Here is an 18946-nt window from a genome sequence, read left to right on the forward strand (position 1 = left end):
GGCGCGGCGGCAGCGACCGCAATAACCCAGCGGGCCAATAACCATTCAGGGCGTCCCCCTGCTTGAAAGTCATAAAATGAGCCGCATATCTACCTGCATCCGCAGGGCATGCCGCATGCGTTGGGCCTCCGGGGCTGGCGTGGAGTGTCAGGCTTTCCATGCCAGGGTGGTGTTTCAGGTATCGCATACCGCAGGTGCAAAGGGAGCAAAGGCTTGAACAATCAATGGATTTCCAAGATCGCGATGTGGCTGGTTTTCATCGTGGTCTTGTTCACTGTTTTCAAACAGTTCGATGGCGGCAGCAGTGCCGGCGCCAACCAGGTTCCCTATTCGGAGTTCCTGAACGCGGTGCACAACCGCCAGATACGGAACGTCGTGATCCAGGAAACCGGGGTCGGCGGGGCCGAGATCATGGCGACCACCAGCGATGACCGCCGCATCCGCACGACGGGAACCTACTTCGACCGCAGCCTGATCGACGATCTGGTCAACAACGACGTGGAGTTCAGCGTCAAGGAACGCGAACAACGCTCGTTGCTGAGTTCCATCCTGATCAGCTGGGGGCCGATGCTGCTGTTGATCGGCGTGTGGATCTATTTCATGCGGCAGATGCAGGGCGGCGGCAAGGGCGGCGCCTTCAGCTTCGGCAAGAGCAAGGCGCGCATGCTCGACGAGAGCAACAACACCGTGACCTTCGCCGACGTCGCTGGTGCCGACGAGGCCAAGGAAGAGGTCAAGGAAGTCGTCGACTTCCTCAAGGATCCGCAGAAATTCCAGCGACTGGGCGGTCGCATCCCGCGCGGCCTCCTGCTGGTGGGCCCGCCGGGCACCGGCAAGACGCTGCTGGCCAAGTCGATTGCCGGTGAGGCCAAGGTGCCGTTCTTCAGCATCTCCGGCTCCGATTTCGTCGAGATGTTCGTGGGCGTGGGCGCGGCCCGTGTGCGCGACATGTTCGAGAACGCCAAGAAGAACGCACCCTGCATCATCTTCATCGATGAAATCGACGCGGTCGGTCGCCAGCGGGGTGCGGGCCTGGGCGGCGGCAATGACGAACGCGAGCAGACCCTCAACCAGATGCTGGTCGAGATGGATGGCTTCGAGACCAATCTCGGCGTCATCGTTGTGGCCGCCACCAACCGGCCGGACATCCTGGATGCCGCGCTGCTGCGCCCTGGCCGCTTCGATCGCCAGGTCTACGTGACGCTGCCGGACGTGAAGGGCCGTGAGCAGATCCTGACTGTGCACATGCGCAAGATCCCGGTTGGCCAGGACGTCAATGCCAACATAATCGCACGTGGCACGCCAGGCATGTCCGGCGCCGATCTGGCCAACCTCTGCAACGAGGCCGCGCTGATGGCTGCACGCCGCAACGCCCGCGTCGTCGAGATGCAGGACTTCGAGTCTGCCAAGGACAAGATCTTCATGGGACCGGAGCGCCGCTCCGCCGTGATGGATCCCGAGGAGCTCAAGAACACGGCCTACCACGAGTCCGGCCACGCCCTGATCGGCCGCTTGCTGCCCAAGTCTGATCCGGTGCACAAGGTCACCATCGTGCCGCGTGGCCGCGCCCTGGGCGTGACCTTCACGCTGCCAGAGAAGGATCGCTACGGCTATGACAAGGAGTGGGCGCTGAACCGCATCGCCATGCTGTTTGGCGGCCGCATCGCCGAAGAGGTGTTCATGAACCAGATGACCACCGGCGCCTCGGACGACTTCAACAAGGCCACCCAGCTGGCGCGTGACATGGTGACGCGCTATGGCATGTCCGACGAGTTGGGGCCGATGGTCTACGCCGAGAACGAGGGCGAGGTGTTCCTGGGCCGCTCGGTCACCAAGACCACCAACGTCAGCGAGGCGACGATGCAGAAGGTCGACACCGAGGTGCGCCGCATCATCGACGAGCAGTACGCGCTGGCGCGCCGCCTGATCGAGGACAACAAGGACAAGATGCACGCCATGGCCAAGGCCCTGCTGGAGTGGGAGACCATCGACGCCGAGCAGCTCGACGACATCATGGCCGGGCGCGAACCCAAGCCGCCCAAGGGCTGGGTGCCCAAGCACCCCTCGGTCGGTGGCGGCAATTCCGATGGTGGTTCGCCCTCGGTGAAGACCGATCCTTCGCCTTCGGCTGCCTGATCCGGCGCGACGCAACCAACCACGGGGCCATTGGCCCCGTTTTTTCGCATGACAGCATCCTCTTCCATTCCTTTCGCGGCGAGTCAGGCGGAGCCACCTGTCTGGCAGACCAGCCGCTTTCGCATCGATCTGGCCACCCCGGTGGTCATGGGCATCGTCAACCTCACGCCCGACTCGTTCTCCGATGGTGGCCGGCATGCCTCGGTGCCCGCAGCGCTGCGGCATGCCGAGCAGTTGCTCCAGGAGGGCGCCGCGATCCTGGACCTGGGCGCGGAGTCTACCCGCCCGGGCAGCCCTGCGGTGCCGCTGGAGGAGGAACTGCAGCGTTTGATGCCGGTGCTGCGCGAAGTGGTGCGGCTGGGGGTGCCGGTGTCGATAGACACCTACAAGCCCGAGGTGATGCGGCAGGCGCTGGAGGCGGGCGCGGACATCATCAATGACATCTGGGCGCTGCGCCAGCCCGGGGCGCTGGAGGCAGTGGTTGCGCACCCACGCTGCGGCATCTGCCTGATGCACATGCACCGCACGCCGCAGTCGATGCAGGTCCAGCCGATGGCGGGCGATGTGCTGGAGCCGGTGCGCAGCTTCCTGGCTGAGCGGACACAGGTGCTGCACCAACATGGCATTGCGCGCGAGCGCGTGGTGTTGGACCCCGGCATCGGCTTTGGTAAGACGGTGGCACAGAACTTCAGCCTGCTGGCGCGGCAGCAGGCCTTGCTGGCGCTGGGCTACCCACTGCTGGCGGGCTGGTCGCGCAAGTCCTCGCTGGGGGCTGCGACCGGGCGCGACGTGGCAGAACGACAGGCAGCCAGCGTGGCCGCAGCGCTGATCGCCGTGCAGCGCGGCGCTGCGGTGGTACGGGTGCATGACGTGGCCGCCACGGTGGATGCACTCAAGGTCTGGCAGAGCGTGCAGGCGGCCGATGCCGTTCCTCGGGCGGACGCATCCTGAGCGGCTGAGCCGCGCGGCCCGCGGAGACTGTTGCCGCGGAGGACGCCGCCGTCATGCGCGATCTTTCCCATGCCGATGCGCTGGCGGGATGGCGCTCAGGCCATCGAATAGGCGGTCTTAACGGTGGTATAGAACTCCTGCGCATAGCGGCCCTGCTCGCGCGAACCGTAGCTGGAGCCTTTGCGCCCGCCAAATGGCACGTGGTAGTCCACGCCCGCGGTGGGCAGATTCACCATCACCATGCCGGCCTGGCTGTGGCGCTTGAAATGGCTGGCGTACTTCAGGCTGGTGGTGGCAATGCCCGCGGAGAGGCCGAACGGGGTGTCGTTGGCCACGGCCAGCGCTTCTTCGTAATCCCTGACGCGGATCACGCTGGCTACGGGGCCAAAGACTTCCTCGCGGTTGATGCGCATCGCCGGTGAGGTATCGGCAATCAGGGCAGGACGCATGAAATAGCCCTCGTCGCCGCTGCCGGTATGGCAGGCCACACGCTCGCCGCCCGAGAGCAGCGCGCCGCCCTCGGCCTGGGCGATGGCGACGTAGCTGAGATCCTGCTCCAGCTGCGCCTCACTCACCACCGGCCCGATGTCGGTGCCCGCAGCCAGCGCGGCACCGACCTTGATTCTGGCCAGCCGCTCCTGCATGGCCTGGATGAACGCGGGGTAGATCCCGTCGGTGACGATCAGCCGGCTTGATGCCGTGCAACGCTGGCCGGTGGAGTAGAACGCGCTCTGCGCGCTCAGTTCGACGGCTTGGGCCAGGTCGGCATCGTCGAGCACCACCTGCGGATTCTTGCCGCCCATCTCCAACTGCACCTTCTTGCCTGCTTCCACGGCCTTTTGCGCAATGCCGCGGCCCACGCCGACCGAGCCGGTGAAGCTGATGGCGGCCACGTCGGGGTGATTCACCAGCGCCTCACCGATCACGCGGCCCCGGCCCATGACGAGGTTGAAGACGCCCGCCGGAATGCCGCTGCGATGGATGATCTCGGCCAGCGCCCAGGCCGAGCCGGGCACCAGATCGGCGGGCTTGAGCACCACGCAATTGCCATAGGCCAGTGCCGGCGCAATCTTCCAGGCCGGAATGGCGATGGGGAAGTTCCAGGGCGTGATCAGGCCGACGACGCCGATGGGCTCGCGGGTGATCTCCACGCCGACGCCCGGGCGCACGGAAGGCAGCACTTCGCCGGCACCACGCAGGCACTCGCCGGCGAAGAACTTGAAGATCTGGCCGGCGCGGGCGACTTCGCCAATGGCCTCGGGGCGGGTCTTGCCCTCCTCGCGGGCCAGCAATTCACCAAGCTCTTCCTTGCGCGCGAGGATTTCATTGCCGATCTTGTCTAGGGCATCGTGGCGGGCTTGGATGCCGCTGGTGGACCAGGCGGGAAAGGCGGCTTTGGCAGCGGCGACTGCGGCATCGACGTCGCTGGCGTCGCCCTGGGCGTATGCACCGATCACGTCGGCGAGGTTGCTGGGGTTGATGTTGGCGGCGGTGCTCTTGCCGGCGACCCAGTCGCCGTTGATCAGGTTGGAGTGTGTCATGCGGTCTTTCTGTGACGGGTTCAGGGCGTTCAAGGCGTTCAGCGCACCATGCACGGGCGCTTGTTGTCGAAGGTCCAGTTGGGGATCAGGTACTGCATGGCGATGGCGTCGTCGCGTGCGCCCAGGCCGTGCTCCAGGTAAAGGCGGTTGGCGCGCTCCAGCGCAGCGCGGTCGATGGTCACGCCCAGGCCCGGCGTCTTCGGTACCTCGACGAAGCCGCCCTTGATCTGCAACGGGTTCTGCGTGAGGAACTGGCCGTCCTGCCAGATCCAGTGCGTGTCGATGGCCGTCACCTTGCCCGGCACGGCGGCGGCCACGTGCGTGAACATGGCCAGCGAGACGTCGAAGTGGTTGTTGGAGTGCGAGCCCCAGGTCAGGCCCCAGTCGCGGCAGGTCTGGCCCACGCGCACGCTGCCGGCCATGGTCCAGAAATGCGGGTCGGCCAGTGGAATGTCCACCGATTGCAGCGACAGTGCGTGCACCAGTTGGCGCCAGTCGGTGGCGATCATGTTGGTGGCGGTCGGCAGGCCGGTGGCGCGGCGGAATTCGGCTATCACCTCGCGGCCCGAGAAGCCGCCTTCGGCGCCGCAGGGGTCTTCGGCGTAAGCCACCACACCGCGCATGCGCTGGCCCAGGCGGATGGCGTCCTTGAGCAGCCAGCCGCCGTTCGGGTCGAGCGTGACGCGCGCTTGCGGAAAGCGCTGGTGCAGCGCGACGACGGCGTCGACTTCGTCGTCGCCGGCCAGCACGCCGCCCTTGAGCTTGAAGTCGTTGAAGCCGTAGCGCGCATGGGCGGCTTCGGCCTGGCGCACGATGGCCTCGGGCGTGAGGGCGCTTTGGTGGCGTACCTGCGCCCAGTCGTCCGTGCCAGGGTCTTCGCCGGGTTTGACGTAGGGCAGATCGGTCTTGTCGCTGGGGCCGACGAAGAACAGGTAGCCCAGCATCTCCACGCGCTCGCGCTGCTGGCCTTCGCCCAGCAAGGCCGCCACCGGCACGCCCAGGTGCTGGCCCAGCAGGTCCAGCAGCGCCGATTCGACGGCGGTGACGGCGTGGATGGCGATGCGCAGATCGAAGGTCTGCAGGCCGCGCCCGCCGACGTCGCGTTCGGACAGGGCGCTCTGCACCTGTTGCAGCAGTTGCAGGTGGTTGCCGACGCTTTGCCCGAGCAGCAGCGGCTTGGCGTCTTCCAGCGCCTGGCGGATGCCTTCGCCACCCGGTACCTCACCGACGCCGGTGCGTCCGGCGCTGTCGTGGATCAGCAGGATGTTGCGGGTGAAGTAGGGGCCGTGCGCGCCGCTGAGGTTGAGCAGCATGCCATCACGGCCTGCGACGGGGATGACTTCGATGGACTGGATGGTGGGAGTGGTGGCCATGGCAGGAAGGGCGGGCAATGGGAATGAGGGAGAGGACAGGGATCGTGGCCGGTCAGTTTGCGGTGATGCCGCGTGCCTGGATCAGGTCTTTCCAGCGCTGGAATTCCTGCGCCTGGAAGGCGGTGAACGCTTCCGGCGAGTTGGCCAGCACTTCCATGCCCTGTTCCTCGAAACGCGCCCTGATGGTGGGCTCCTGGATGGCGGCGATGGCGGCTTCGGCCAGCTTCGCCTTGACATCCGCCGGCAGCCCTTTTGGCGCCGCCATGCCTTGCCAGGAATACATGTCGGCACCTTGTACGCCTGCCTCGGCCAGCGTTGGCACTTCTGGCAAAACGGCAGAGCGCTTGGTGCCGGTCACCGCGATGGCCTTGAGGCGACCAGCCTTGATGTAGGGCAGCACGGCATTGACGTTCTGAAAGGAGAAGTCCACCTGTCCGCCCAGCAGGTCGTTGATGGCCGGTGCACCGCCGCGATAGGGAATGTGCATGCCGGAGGTGCCGGTTTGCTGCCAGAACAGCTCGGCCGAGAGGTGGTCTGAGGAACCACTGCCTGACGAGGCAAAGCTGACGGAGCCGGGCTTGGCTTGCAGCAGTGCGATGACCTTCTCGACCGTGTCGGCTGCTTGCGCGGGCGGCGCCACGAGGACGTTGGGCGCCTGCACCGGAATGCTGATGTAGTCGAAGTCGGTCAAGGCGTTGTAGGGGGTGTTGGACAGCAGATGGGGGGCGACCACGTAGGTGCCCAGCGATGCCACCATGATCGTGTAGCCATCTGGCGCAGCGCGCGCGACCTGGTTGGCGCCGATGGTGCCGGTGGCGCCAGGGCGGTTGTCGACAACGAAGGACTGGCCCAGGTTTTCACCCATCTTTTGGGCCAGCGCTCGCGCCACCGTGTCGGTGGAGCCGCCGGCGGGAAAGGGCACGACCAGGCTGACGGGTTTGGTGGGCCAGGCCTGGGCGAAGGCGGACTGCGCCAGCACACCAGTGGCGGCCAGGGCAATGAGCAGTTTTTTCATGGTGTTGTCTCCTTGCAAGGATGGAAAGGGCGCCGCTTGCCGCTGGGCATTGCGGCGCAGGTGGCGTCAGGCCTTCTCGACCTTGCGCACCAGTTCGGCCAGCAGCTCGACTTCCTCGCCGGTCAGGTCGCTCAATGGCGGGCGCACCGGGCCGGCGTCGTGGCCAGCGATCTTGGCGCCGGCCTTGACGATGGAGACGGCGTAGCCTTCCTTGCGGTTGCGGATCGCCAGGTAGGGGAGGAAGAATTCCTTGAGCAACTGGTGCTGGGTGGCGGTGTCGTCGTCGCGCACGGCTTCGTAGAAGCGGATGGCGGTGGCAGGGATGAAGTTGAACACTGCCGACGAATACACCGGCGTGCCCAGCGCCTTGTAGGCGGCGGCATACACTTCGGCCGTGGGCAGGCCGCCCAGGTAGGCCAGCCGGTCGCCCAATGTCAGGTACATGGCCGACATCGCTTCGATGTCGCCCACGCCGTCCTTGAAGCCGACCAGGTTGGGGTTGCGCTCGGCCAGGCGTGCGACGGTTTCGGGCTTGAACTTGCTGATGCCGCGGTTGTAGATGATGACGCCGAATTTCACGCTCTTGCAGACGGCCTCGACGTGCGCGGCCAGGCCTTCCTGGCTGGCCTCGGTCAGGTAGTGCGGCAGCAGCAGGATGCCGTGTGCGCCAGCCTTTTCGGCGGCCTGGGCGCATTCGATGGCAAAGCGGGTGGTGCCGCCGGCGCCGGCGATGATGGGCACTTTGCCCTTGCAGGTGTCGACCGCCGTTTTGATGATGCTGGGATATTCCTTGCTGTCGAGCGAGAAGAATTCGCCCGTGCCGCCTGCGGCGAACAGGGCGCTGGCGCCGAACGGAGCCAGCCACTCCAGGCGCTCGGCATAGCCCTTGGGGTTGAAGTTGAGGTCCTTGTCGAAGTCCGTCACCGGGAAGGACAGCAGGCCGGAGCTCATCACGTCTTTGAGGATTTGCGGTTCCATGGTCATAGTGCTTTCAATGCAAAAGAGAGGGTGGGGGGAGGCGGAGAAAGGGGCAGCCAGGAAGGCGAAAAGCGGTGTTCAGTCCAGCGTCAGGCCGCTGTCTTGCACCACTTTCTGCCAGCGGGCGCGCTCTTGGTTGAAGAAATCGTTGGTTTGCGCCGGCGTCATCGATGCGATCTCGGCGCCTTGCTCTGTCAGGCGCTTGGCGGTCGCGGGGTCTTGCGTGGCCTTGGCGAAGGCGTCGTGGATGCGCTGCACGACGGTGGCAGGCGTGCCGGCGGGCACCATCAGGCCTTGCCAACTGCCGGTCTCGAAGCCGTCGGCGCCCTGCGAGGCGAGCGTGGGCAAGTCCTCGAAGCCTTGCATCGGGGTCTTTTTCGACAGGCCGATCAGGCGCAGATTGCCGCTTTTGACCTGCGGGTACGTGGCCAGCATGCCGTTCATCAGCACTTGCGTCTGGCCTGCCACCGTGTCCTGCACCGATTGGGCGCCGCCTTTGTAGGGCACGTACACCCATTCGCCGCCTGCGATCTGCTGCAGTGCGATGCCCGCCAGGTGCGGCGCGCTGCCGCTGGCGGTCACGGCGAAGTTGAGATCGTTTTGCTTGGAGTGGGCAATCAGCTCCGGCAGCGTCGTTGCCGGCACCGAAGGGTGCACCACCAGCAAGTGTGGCGTGTACACCAGCATCGACACGCCGGTCAGATCTTTGGACGGATCGAAGCGCAGGTCCTTGTACAGCGACGGCGAGATCGCCAGCGCGCCCAGATCGGCCAGCAGCACGGTGTAGCCGTCGGGCTTGGCGCGGGCGACCTGGCCGGCGCCGAGATTGCCGTTGGCGCCGGGGCGGTTTTCCACCACCACCGTCTGGCCGATTTCCATGGAGACCAGCGGCGCCAGCACACGCGCAATCAGGTCGGAGCTGCCGCCGGGCGGATAGGGCACGATCACCTGCACCGGTTGCTGGGTGGGCCAGTCGCTGGCCAACGCCGCCGCCGGGGTGATGGCAATGGCCGCCAACATGGCGAGCGCGCAGCGGGTAAAGGTCTTGCGGGTAATCACGTTGCGTCTCCTTGATATATGTTGTCTGACAACTATAGCGAGACGTAGTGCCGATGGAGGTTTTTTCTTCTAAGTGTTTTCCCTTGGTTTGGCGCGGCGCGTGCTCAGCCGTTGGTGGGTGGTGTGCTCAGTTGTTGCGCCAGCCGCAGGCGCTCGCGTGAGTTGGTCAGGTGGATGCGCATGGCGGCGCGGGCGGAGTCGGCGTCCTGGCGCTTGATGGCGTTGTAGATCTCCTCGTGTTCGCGGTTGACGCGGCGCAGGTAGTCTGGTTCGTGTTCCGAGGCCTGGATGGAGGGGATGCGCGTGCGTGGAATCAGCAATGTGCCGAAATGCGCAAGGATGTCGCGGAAGTATGGGTTTCCGCTCGCCTGCGCGATGCCTAAGTGGAAAGCCATGTCGTGCGCAATGGTGTCGTCACCGGATACCGCGTTGCGCTCGAAGGCGGTCAGAGCCTCCCGTAGCGTCTGCAGGTTTTCCGTGCTGCGCCGCTGTGCGGCGAGGGCGGCGGCCCCGGTCTCCAGGCTGATGCGCAACTCCAGCATGGCCAGTACGTCGACGGATTCGCTGAACTCGCGCGCGTTGAGCGTCAGGCTGGCGTTCTTGTGCGTGGGCTGCACGAAGGTGCCGATGCCGTGGCGTGTTTCCACCAGGCCGGCGGCCTGCAGCTTGGAGATCGCCTCGCGCACCACGGTGCGGCTGACGTCGTAGCTGCGCACCAGCTCCGATTCGGTGGGGAGTTGGTCGCCCTCGCTGAGCAGGCCTTGACGAATCTTGTGGGCGAACTCCTCCGAAAGGAGATTGGCCAGGCTGCGCCCGTTGCGGCCCGCCTTGCCCCGCAGCGACGAGGTGAATGGGGTGGCGGCTGTGCGGGCTTCGGGTAATTCCGTGGACGGCATTTTCATGCCTGCCATGATAATGCCTGCCTAGTTGTAATATGACATATGTCATGTTGGCGGGCTTGTGGCCTTTATGGTGGCGCGCTTTATCTACCTTGCCTGTCCATGACAACCACTTCGCACGCGATCAGCCACATCCGCATCACCCCCATTTGTCTTTCGCGACCCCCTCGTTCTGGCTGTCGAGTTCGCGCTGGCAGAAGGAGGCTTCGCGCGGTCTGCGGCAGAATCTGTTGCAGTTCCGGTGCCAGGGCCGCAAAGCGTTTGTGGTTCATCACGACATGATCTGCATGACCGCGTAGGCATGGCGGCTGAGTGTCAGGTGCTTCTGGGCCTCGTGACACTGCCCGCCCATGTGGCGGAGATCGGGTGTTCCTGCTGTCGACCGTGTCGCCCTCCAGCGCATGGTGCGGCCCGCCGTATGGCCGCGGCTTCGGGTTCGCTTCCAGCAGGCGGAAGGCCAGAATGTGAGACGGATTGGGCGGGATGCGAATTTTCAGCCCGCATACATCCTCGGGCACGCGCACCGGTCGGTTGCGCGTGGTGATGCAGAGAACGCCCATTTCGAACCAGCCCAACCCCTGCAACTGATGCGCCTGCACGCGCTGCAGCAGTCCGTCGCCGATGCAGCCGCCCAGCGCAATCAGATCGGGCAGCTTGCCGGCCGCGTCCGCAGGCTCCATCTTGAAGTAGGCCATGTGCTCGATTTCCCGTGCCATGCGTGCCAGCAATGCGGGCGGCAGCGGCGTGCCTGCGGCGGGCGTGTCCTGATGCAGGATGAGAATATCCACCGCATCCGACAGGCGGGTGATGAACTCAAACACCCGTGCTTCGCCGAAGCGGTGGTAGCGCCGTGGTAGGGTGGCTGCAGCCGCTGGCGACGGCTTTGCTCGCAACAGCCATCCAAAGCCTTTAATCCGGATCCACAGGCCGGCGACATCTGCAGAAGGTCATCCGGGCCGATCGCCGTTTGAGTTCCAGACGGAATGCCGCACTACACTAGGAGGGCTCTGTCCAACCTATGGTGACGCATCGTCCGACAGTTGCTGTGGTCCATCGCTGCGGCATAAACCGCAACAACTGCCGCGCATGGCATCGACTGCGGAGGCTCACACCCTCTGTCGTAGTCGGCAGGGCTTGCCTGGGCATGCCATCCATTGGCATGTGCCTGGCTGGTATACGTCTTTCAAGAATCACCGTGATCATGACAAAACAGTACTTTGGCACCGACGGCATTCGGGGCACGGTGGGCTTGTCGCCCATCACACCGGATTTCATGCTGCAGCTTGGCCACACGGTTGGGCGCGTCCTCCGGCGGGCCAATGGCGCGGCGCCGGCGACGGTGCTGATCGGCAAGGACACACGCATCTCCGGTTACATGCTCGAGAGTGCGCTCGAGTCGGGCTTCAACTCGGCCGGTGTGGATGTGGTCCTGCTCGGCCCGATCCCCACGCCGGCGGTGGCCTACCTCACGCGGGCCCTGCGGGCCGACCTTGGCGTGGTTATCAGTGCCAGCCACAACCCGTTCGAGGACAACGGCATCAAGTTCTTCAGTGCGATGGGCACCAAGCTGCCCGACGAATGGGAGGAAACCGTCGAGGCCGGGCTGTCCGAGCCTCCGCAATGGGCGCACTCGGCCGGGCTGGGCAAGGCGCGGCGCCTCAATGATGCGGTGGGACGGTACATCGAATTCTGCAAGAGCACCTTTCCGCATGCGCTCAGCCTCAAGGGGTTGAAGCTGGTGGTCGATGCTGCCAATGGCGCCGCCTACCAGTGCGCGCCCTGGGTCTTCCACGAGCTGGGTGCGGATGTGCACACCATCGGCTGCGAGCCTGATGGCTTCAACATCAACAAGGGCTGCGGTGCCACCGCGCCGGCGGCTTTGGTGGCGCGGGTGCGTGAGCTGGGGGCCGATTACGGCATTGCCCTCGACGGCGACGCCGACCGGCTGCAGATGGTCGATGCCAGCGGGCGCCTCTTCAATGGCGATGAGCTGCTCTACCTGATGGCCACCGACCGGCTGGCGGCCGGACAGCCCGTGACGGGGGTGGTGGGCACGCTGATGACGAACCTGGCCATCGAGAAGGCCTTCGAACGTCTGGGCATTCCGCTGTTGCGTGCCAAGGTCGGCGACCGCTACGTGCTCGAGGCGCTGGAGCAGCATGGCTGGGTGCTGGGAGGGGAGAGCTCGGGCCATTTGCTGGCGCTGGACAAGCACACCACGGGGGACGGCATCATCAGTGCCCTGCAGGTGCTGCAGGCGGTGGTGCGCAGTGGGCAGCCGATGGCCGCTGCGCTCGCCGGTGTGCCGCTTTATCCGCAGACCATGATCAATGTCCGCCTGGCCGAGCGCGATAGCTGGCGCAGCGATGCCGCGTTCGCGGCCCGGATGCGGGAAGCCGAGGCCGCCTTGCAGGGGCGCGGCCGCCTGCTGGTGCGCCCCAGTGGCACCGAGCCGGTGCTGCGCATCATGGTTGAGGCCGAGGATGCGGCCACGGCCCGGCAATGGGCCGAGGCGCTGGCAGCCACGCTGCAGCCGGGTTGACGCGCCGGGCATCGGGGGCGAAGGCCCGATGCGCATGCATGTGATGCGCGCATGTCTGCAGGCCGTCTGAATGGTTGCCGCCCTGCCGGTTGCAAAAGATCGTAAAGAGTTTGCAGTAGGTCATGCAGGCGGTGCCCAGAGCCTCCGGAATTTTTCGCTTTGTGGCACACTCGGGCGCTTTGCAGAACAGCAGAGTCTCATGTCCGCGGCGCTTCAAGATCCCAGCATCCAGCAGAAAATCAACCAGGTCATCGCCAGGGAACTGGGCGCAGTCAGCCGGCAGGTCGATGCGGCGGTGGCCTTGCTCGACGACGGAGCCACCGTCCCCTTCATCGCGCGCTACCGCAAGGAGGTCACCGGAGGCCTCGATGATGTGCAGCTGCGCACGCTGCACGAGCGCCTGGGCTATCTGCGCGAACTGGAAGAGCGCCGCAGCGCGGTGCTCAAGAGCATCGACGAGCAGGGCAAGCTCAGCCCGGCGCTGCAGGCAGCTATCGGCCAGGCTGGCACCAAGCAGGAGCTCGAGGATTTGTACCTGCCTTACAAGCCCAAGCGCCGTACCAAGGGACAGATCGCCCGCGAGGCCGGGCTGGAACCGTTGGCGGAGCTGCTGTTTGCCGAGCCGGGACGCGATCCGCAGCAGGAGGCCCGGGCCTTCGTCCAGCCAGCCAAGGGCGAGGACGGCAGCGATTTCACTAGTGTGCCTGCGGTGCTCGATGGCGCGCGCGACATTCTGGCCGAGCGCTGGGCCGAGGACAGCGCGCTGCTGCAGGCCATGCGCCAATGGCTCTGGCAGACCGGCCTGCTGCTCAGCCGCCTGGCCGATGGCAAGAATCAGGAGGATCCGGAGATTGCCAAGTTCAAGGACTATTTCGAGTACGACGAGCCGATTCACCAGGTGCCTTCACACCGCGCGCTGGCGGTGTTCCGCGGCCGCGGCCTGGACATCCTGACTGTGCGCCTGGCGCAGGAAATCGAACCCGAGCCCGGCAAGCCGAGCCTGGCTGAGGGCCGCATCGCCGGCCACCTGGGCTGGAGCCATGCCCAGCGGCCGGCCGACGACTGGATCCGCAAGGTGGTGGCCTGGACCTGGCGCGTCAAGCTCAGCCTCTCGCTCGAGCGCGACCTGTTCGCGCGCCTGCGCGAGAGTGCCGAGACCGTGGCCATCAAGGTCTTCGGGGACAACCTGCGCGACCTGCTGCTGGCCGCGCCGGCCGGCCAGCGCGCCGTGATGGGGCTGGACCCGGGCATTCGCACCGGTGTGAAGGTGGCGGTGGTCGATGCCACCGGCAAGCTATTGGAGACGGCGACCGTGTACCCGCACGAGCCGCGCCGCGACTGGAATGGCGCACTCCACACCCTGGCCGCGCTGTGCGCCAGGCACAAGGTCGAGCTGGTGGCGATCGGCAATGGCACGGCCAGCCGCGAGACCGACCGGCTTGCCGGCGAAGTGCTCAAGCTGCTGGCCGACAAGGCGGACCATGCGATGCAGAAGGTGGTGGTCAGCGAGGCCGGAGCCTCGGTGTATTCGGCCAGCGCCTATGCCAGCGAGGAAATGCCGGATGTGGACGTGAGCCTGCGCGGCGCTGTCAGCATTGCGCGGCGCCTGCAGGACCCGCTGGCCGAGCTGGTCAAGATCGATCCCAAGTCGATCGGCGTCGGCCAGTACCAGCACGATGTCAACCAGGCCGAACTCGCGCGCACGCTCGACGCCGTGGTGGAGGATTGCGTCAACGGCGTCGGCGTTGATCTCAACACCGCCAGCGCGCCACTGCTGGCGCGTGTCTCGGGGCTCTCGAACACCGTCGCGCGTGCCGTGGTGCGCTGGCGCGAGTCCAACGGCGCGTTTCGCAACCGTCAGCAATTACTCAAGGTCTCCGGCCTGGGCCCGAAGGCTTTCGAGCAGAGCGCTGGGTTTCTGCGCATTCGCGGCGGTGACAACCCGCTGGACATCACCGGCGTGCACCCGGAAACCTATCCGGTGGTCGAATCCATCCTGCAGGCCACTGGCCAGCGTGTCGATGAGCTGATGGGCCATTCGGCACTGCTGCAGAGTCTCAAGCCCGAGCAGTTCGCCCGCGATGGTTTTGGCGCCATCACGGTCAGCGATATCCTCGGCGAGCTGGAAAAGCCCGGCCGCGATCCAAGGCCCGATTTCGTCGTGGCCCGCTTCAACGAAGGCATCGAGGACATCGCCGACCTCAAGCCGGACATGGTGCTTGAAGGCACCGTGAGCAATGTGGCGCAGTTCGGTGCCTTCATCGACCTGGGTGTGCATCAGGATGGCTTGGTGCATGTCAGCCAGCTGTCGAACCGGTTCGTCAACGATGCGCGCGAAGTTGTCAAGACCGGTCAGATCGTCAAGGTGAAGGTGCTGGAGGTGGACGTGCCGCGCAAGCGCATCAGCCTGAGCATGCGGCTCGACGTGAGTGCGGCGCGTCATGCCCAGGGGCAGGACAACCGCTTCGAGAGTGCCGGACGCAATGCCCGCCATGCCGGCAAGGGCCGCGGCCAGGAAGCGGCGGCACCATCGGCCATGCAATCGGCCTTTGCCAAACTGCAGCAGCTCAAGCGCTGAGCATGAACGAAACAGGCATTCCATCCGCTTCTGCTGGCCAGCCTGCATCAACCTCCTGGTCCGATGCCGGGATGGTGGTCTCGAACGCCGCGCTGCAGGTGCTGCAGCTGCCGTTCCTGGCCCGGCTGATGGGCCTGTTGCTGCAGGAGCTGGCGCAGCCCGAGCCACGCTTGGGTGTGGTCAATGCCCTGCTCGGGCACGATCCGGCCTTGACGGCGCTGATCCTGCAGCGCGTCAATGCAGACCATCCTGGCGAGACTTCCTGCACGGCGATGGCGCTGGGGCAGCTCAGCTGTGCCGAAATCGTGCAGACGTTGCGCTCGACCACTGCCTTCCCGTATACCCGCAAGCCCGAGCAGGGTTTCGACCTGATGGGCTGGTGCCAATACAGCGTGCAGGTGGCACGCATCACGCGCTCGCTCGCCGGCGGCCTGCACCTGGATGCCCGTTCGGCCTATACCGCCGGCCTGTTGCACGCGGTGGGCATGTTGCCGATGCACCGCCAACTGATCGTGGCGGGACAGGCAAAGACCAGTTCGCCGGTGCTCGATTGGGGCCATTGGCTGGTCGAGAAGAAGGTGCTGGGTTATTCGGCCGCGGCCCTGAGTGCGCACATGGCCCGGCAGTGGCAACTGCCGGCGCTGCTGGTGCAGTGCATTGCCGACCATGAGGAGCCGTTTGTCCAGGGCAATTTCGAGCCGCTCTCCAGCGTCTTGCACTTGGCGGTCTGGCGCGTCAGAACCGAGCAGAGCAGGCGCCGGGATGCGCTGCGAGCCAGTACCTACCCCGCCGAGGTGGCATTGGCCCTTGGCCTGGACATGGACATGGTGCTGCAGCGCGACCCATTCGACTGGATGCAGCAGGCGGGCGAGGGTGGCGCGCCGGGCTGAGCGATGCTCCGGTCGGAACGGGGCACCAGACAGACCAAGCATGCCGCAGCATGCAGAACAAAGCCGCCCATTGGGGCGGCTTTGCTGTTCTTGAGGGGAAAGACCGGCAGCAATTGCCGCCGGTTTCGTTTCAGCGCTTGAGCAGAGCCTTGAGCGCCGCCTGCAGGCGGCGGGCGCTGGCATCGTCGGCCGCACCGGCCAACACCTGAGCCGTATCGGCCTGCCAAGTCTCGAGCGGCGTGGCGGCGTGCTTTTGCGTCAGCAACTGCAGTTGCAGGGCGCGCCGATCGATCAGGGCCTCGGCCGGGGTCGGCACTTCGGCAGCAATCTCGAGCCGCAGCAAGGCCTGCGCCGCGCCGGCCGAGGCGGTGGCTGGCGCGCCCAGTGCCGTTTGCCAGGCCGACCATTGGGACGCGCTGACGCGCTTGCCGAGCTGGCTGGCCGGGGGCAGGGCTGCGGCATCCCGCTGGCGCCAGGCTTCCAGCAACTGCACCAGGGCTTCGCCGTGCGCCTGCGAAGAGAGCTTGCGCAAGGCTTGCTGGGCGGCCTCGAGGGCCTGACGCTGGGCCCGGAAGGCTTTGTCGCCCAGGCGGGGGACATTGCCGCGTTCAGCCCGCTCGACACGTTCCGGGCGCTCCGGACGGCGTTCGCGGTCACGCGGCCCAGGCCGGGTGCTGCCCTTGGCTGCGGAGGCGGCGACAGCGGCATCGCGGCGCTGCGCACCAGGCCGGTCATCGCCGCGCACGGCAATGACGGGTTTGGCAGCGGGTGGAGGCGGGGCCACCGGAGCGGGTGTGCTGTCTGCCGCCGGGCTTTCATCCGCTTCCGGCACTTCGGCCGGTTCGTTCGACTCGGCGGCCGGAGCCGTGTCTGCGCCGGTCGCGACTGCCGCATCGGCCTCGGCCGAGTTGGTGGCAGCCGTCGCATCCGCGCGGGCTGCGGGTGCGCCAGCGCCAGGCGTGGCAGGAACCTGGCGAACCGCCTGTTCCAGCGCATCCATGGCAGCGCGGATGGCTGCGGCATCGCTGGCGTGGGAGGCCTGTTCAAGCTGTTCGGCCGCCTGCAGCACGGCCTGGTCGTGTGCGGAGAGGGCTGCGCTGGCCTTGCTGCGCTGCTCGCTCTTGCGATTGAAAGCGGCATCGAGCGGCTGGCGGAAGCTGTCCCAGAGTTTTTGTTCGAGCTTGCGCTCGAGCGGCACCCCCTGGGCTTCGGCCTGCCAGCGTTGCTGCAGGCGCTTGACGGCGTTGATGTCGAGCTCGGCGGCTGCGGCGAGTTCCTGGGCCTCGGCGATCAGGGCGCGGCGCGCGGCCACGCTGGCCTTGCGGGCCTGGTCCAGCGGCGCGGCCACGGCGTCGTAGGCGCTCTTCCACTGCTCCTGCAACTGGGTGTAGAGCTTGTCGCTGACGTGGCCGGCATTGCGCCAGCGGTTGGCAAACTGCTGCAGACCGCGCTGGAGGTCCTTGAGACTGCCTTTGAGGTCGTCACCGGCCTGCTGGGCGTGGGCCTGGCCCCATTGCTGCAACTCGTCGATCAGGGCCTGGCGCTCGGCCTTGTGGGCCTGGGTCTCGGCCTTGACCTTGCCAAGCCATTCCTCGACTACGGCATGGGCCTTGTTGGCGGCTTCGTCGAAGCGCTTCCAGAGATGCGCGTTGGGCGGGCTGGAGCGGTCGACCTGGCGCCACTGTTCGCGCAGTTCGCGCAGCAGGGTCTGCAATTGCTTGCCGGCTGCAACGGCGCGGCCGCTTTCGGGCTGCAACAGCTTCTCGGCGCGGGCGATGAGTTCCTCGCGTACCTGGTTGGCACCCCAGCGCTGCCAGCCCTGCAGGTCGCCGGCGTCGATCAGCGCGCGGTTGATGCGCTGCTCCAGCCCGGCATCGGCGACGCCACCGATGGCCTTGAGCTGTTCGCGCAAGGCGGCTGCTGCACGGTTGCTTTGCTTGGCCTGACCGCTCTTGACGCTGGCCTCGAGCTCGGCCAGCGCCGTCTCGATGCCGGCGAGCTGCTCGGGACTCAGGGGCGCGGCGGCTGGCGCGTCGGCAACGGCGGCGGGCACTTCCTGGTGGCCATGCAGAGCGCGCAGTTCATCGGCCCAGACCTGCACCTTGGGCAGTGGTGCCTTGGGGTCTTCGGCAGCGGCCTTGGCCTGTGCCAGCGCCTCGGAGAAGGCTTCGAAAACCTGCACCAGCTGCGTTTCAGAGCTTTGCAGCGCGTTGGCGTGGCGCGGCTCGACGCTGCTCCACAGCGCGGCGCCGGTGAGTTCGGCGGCGTTGGCACGCCACTTGTCGATGTCCTGCGCCAGGCCGGCGGCGGCCTCGGCGGCATGCTGCCAGGGCTTGGTCGAGAGCACGTCGATGCGCTGTGCCAGCAGCACCGCCGCCTCCTTCTGCACCATGGCCTTGTGCTGCAGGTCTTCGAGGGATTTGATGGCCTCGGCAATGCGGCCGCGCAGGGAGGCCAGCGGCTCCTTGGAGAGCGGCGCGCCGGCCTTGGCGGCGTCGCGCTGCCAGGCCATGCCGTCGGCCAGGTGGAAGGTGGGAGCGGCGAGGATCTTCTCGGCCTTGGCGGCCCAGTCCTGGCTGGTGGCTTCCTGTTGCTTGTCTTGGCGGATGTCGTTCATACGTTGGCGAATCGGTTTGGCAGCGCCTTTGTCACGGGCGCTGAGGGCTTTGTAGACTTTCTGGAGCGAATCCATGTCGGGCTGGCTGGCCAGCCACTGCTCCACGCGCAACTGGCGTTCGGCCGAGTTGGCGGCGGAGAACACGCCGCCACTGAGCGCATCGAGTGGATGCGGGGCTTGGGGCTCGGCAGGGGCGGTGGGCGGCGTGTCAGGCTCGGCCGGCGTCTTGTTGCGGGACAGGAAGGCGAACATGAGCAATTCACACGGGGTTGCAAAAACCACTGTCCGGGCTGGACGTGGTCCATGGACTGCGGGGCAGGTGGCTCCAAGTATAGGCAGTTCATCGCCGGCGCGGCAGACTTCCGTC

The 18946-nt window shown here is 66.3% G+C and carries 13 protein-coding genes; 5 read left to right on the plus strand and 8 right to left on the minus strand.

Going from position 1 to position 18946, the window contains the following annotated elements; translation table 11 throughout:
* Positions 1-213: 213 nt before the first annotated feature.
* Together ftsH and folP are read left to right on the plus strand one after the other, a co-directional pair.
* Positions 214-2136, plus strand: coding sequence for an ATP-dependent zinc metalloprotease FtsH (ftsH, locus tag EV687_RS00805; RefSeq protein WP_122225991.1), 1923 nt, complete (start codon positions 214-216; stop codon positions 2134-2136).
* Positions 2137-2184: 48 nt separating this feature from the next.
* Positions 2185-3087: a dihydropteroate synthase gene (folP, locus tag EV687_RS00810; protein WP_122225992.1), complete on the plus strand. Its 903-nt coding sequence runs from the start codon at positions 2185-2187 to the stop codon at positions 3085-3087.
* Between the two features lie 95 nt (positions 3088-3182).
* Here the strand turns inward: folP and EV687_RS00815 are convergent, their stop codons facing one another.
* The 7 genes from EV687_RS00815 to EV687_RS00845 form a co-directional block, all read right to left on the minus strand.
* Positions 3183-4628 carry an aldehyde dehydrogenase family protein gene (locus tag EV687_RS00815; RefSeq protein ID WP_122225993.1) on the minus strand — a complete coding sequence of 482 codons (1446 nt, stop codon included), beginning with the start codon at positions 4626-4628 and terminating at the stop codon, positions 3183-3185.
* Between the two features lie 38 nt (positions 4629-4666).
* Positions 4667-6001, minus strand: coding sequence for an enolase C-terminal domain-like protein (locus EV687_RS00820; protein WP_122225994.1), 1335 nt, complete (start codon positions 5999-6001; stop codon positions 4667-4669).
* Between the two features lie 52 nt (positions 6002-6053).
* Entirely contained in the window at positions 6054-7016 is a 963-nt protein-coding gene (locus EV687_RS00825; protein WP_122225995.1) for a Bug family tripartite tricarboxylate transporter substrate binding protein, read from the minus strand.
* A 66-nt stretch (positions 7017-7082) separates the two neighbouring features.
* Entirely contained in the window at positions 7083-7994 is a 912-nt protein-coding gene (kdgD, locus tag EV687_RS00830) for a 5-dehydro-4-deoxyglucarate dehydratase (protein WP_122227069.1), read from the minus strand.
* A 78-nt stretch (positions 7995-8072) separates the two neighbouring features.
* Entirely contained in the window at positions 8073-9014 is a 942-nt protein-coding gene (locus tag EV687_RS00835; RefSeq protein ID WP_122227071.1) for a Bug family tripartite tricarboxylate transporter substrate binding protein, read from the minus strand.
* A 143-nt stretch (positions 9015-9157) separates the two neighbouring features.
* Positions 9158-9955, minus strand: coding sequence for a FadR/GntR family transcriptional regulator (locus tag EV687_RS00840; protein WP_122225996.1), 798 nt, complete (start codon positions 9953-9955; stop codon positions 9158-9160).
* 80 nt (positions 9956-10035) lie between these two features.
* Positions 10036-10773 carry a type 2 periplasmic-binding domain-containing protein gene (locus EV687_RS00845; RefSeq protein WP_207226357.1) on the minus strand — a complete coding sequence of 246 codons (738 nt, stop codon included), beginning with the start codon at positions 10771-10773 and terminating at the stop codon, positions 10036-10038.
* A gap of 380 nt (positions 10774-11153) precedes the next feature.
* Here EV687_RS00845 and glmM point away from each other — a divergent pair, with 380 nt between their 5' ends.
* The 3 genes from glmM (at position 11154) to EV687_RS00860 (ending at position 15962) form a co-directional block, all read left to right on the plus strand.
* Complete coding sequence (gene glmM, locus EV687_RS00850; RefSeq protein WP_122225997.1) at positions 11154-12494, plus strand: phosphoglucosamine mutase; 1341 nt, start codon at positions 11154-11156, stop codon at positions 12492-12494.
* A 199-nt stretch (positions 12495-12693) separates the two neighbouring features.
* A complete protein-coding gene (locus tag EV687_RS00855) occupies positions 12694-15072 on the plus strand; it encodes a Tex family protein (protein WP_122225998.1) in 2379 nt (792 codons plus the stop codon).
* A gap of 2 nt (positions 15073-15074) precedes the next feature.
* Positions 15075-15962: an HDOD domain-containing protein gene (locus EV687_RS00860; protein WP_122225999.1), complete on the plus strand. Its 888-nt coding sequence runs from the start codon at positions 15075-15077 to the stop codon at positions 15960-15962.
* A gap of 130 nt (positions 15963-16092) precedes the next feature.
* On the opposite strand, the gene EV687_RS00865 is transcribed toward EV687_RS00860, so the two are convergent.
* Positions 16093-18831: a DUF349 domain-containing protein gene (locus EV687_RS00865; RefSeq protein WP_122226000.1), complete on the minus strand. Its 2739-nt coding sequence runs from the start codon at positions 18829-18831 to the stop codon at positions 16093-16095.
* Positions 18832-18946 lie beyond the last annotated feature (115 nt).

Origin of the sequence: Corticibacter populi (assembly GCF_004217315.1) — a bacterium.
GTDB lineage: Bacteria > Pseudomonadota > Gammaproteobacteria > Burkholderiales > Burkholderiaceae_C > Lampropedia > Lampropedia populi.

Excerpts from the sequence above, each read along its gene's own strand:
- folP (WP_122225992.1), top strand. The coding sequence starts at position 2,185 with ATGACAGCATCCTCTTCCATTCCTTTCGCGGCGAGTCAGGCGGAGCCA.
- EV687_RS00815 (WP_122225993.1), bottom strand. The coding sequence starts at position 4,628 with ATGACACACTCCAACCTGATCAACGGCGACTGGGTCGCCGGCAAGAGC.
- EV687_RS00820 (WP_122225994.1), bottom strand. The coding sequence starts at position 6,001 with ATGGCCACCACTCCCACCATCCAGTCCATCGAAGTCATCCCCGTCGCA.
- EV687_RS00825 (WP_122225995.1), bottom strand. The coding sequence starts at position 7,016 with ATGAAAAAACTGCTCATTGCCCTGGCCGCCACTGGTGTGCTGGCGCAG.
- kdgD (WP_122227069.1), bottom strand. The coding sequence starts at position 7,994 with ATGGAACCGCAAATCCTCAAAGACGTGATGAGCTCCGGCCTGCTGTCC.
- EV687_RS00835 (WP_122227071.1), bottom strand. The coding sequence starts at position 9,014 with ATGTTGGCGGCCATTGCCATCACCCCGGCGGCGGCGTTGGCCAGCGAC.
- EV687_RS00840 (WP_122225996.1), bottom strand. The coding sequence starts at position 9,955 with ATGAAAATGCCGTCCACGGAATTACCCGAAGCCCGCACAGCCGCCACC.
- glmM (WP_122225997.1), top strand. The coding sequence starts at position 11,154 with ATGACAAAACAGTACTTTGGCACCGACGGCATTCGGGGCACGGTGGGC.
- EV687_RS00855 (WP_122225998.1), top strand. The coding sequence starts at position 12,694 with ATGTCCGCGGCGCTTCAAGATCCCAGCATCCAGCAGAAAATCAACCAG.
- EV687_RS00860 (WP_122225999.1), top strand. The coding sequence starts at position 15,075 with ATGAACGAAACAGGCATTCCATCCGCTTCTGCTGGCCAGCCTGCATCA.
- EV687_RS00865 (WP_122226000.1), bottom strand. The coding sequence starts at position 18,831 with ATGTTCGCCTTCCTGTCCCGCAACAAGACGCCGGCCGAGCCTGACACG.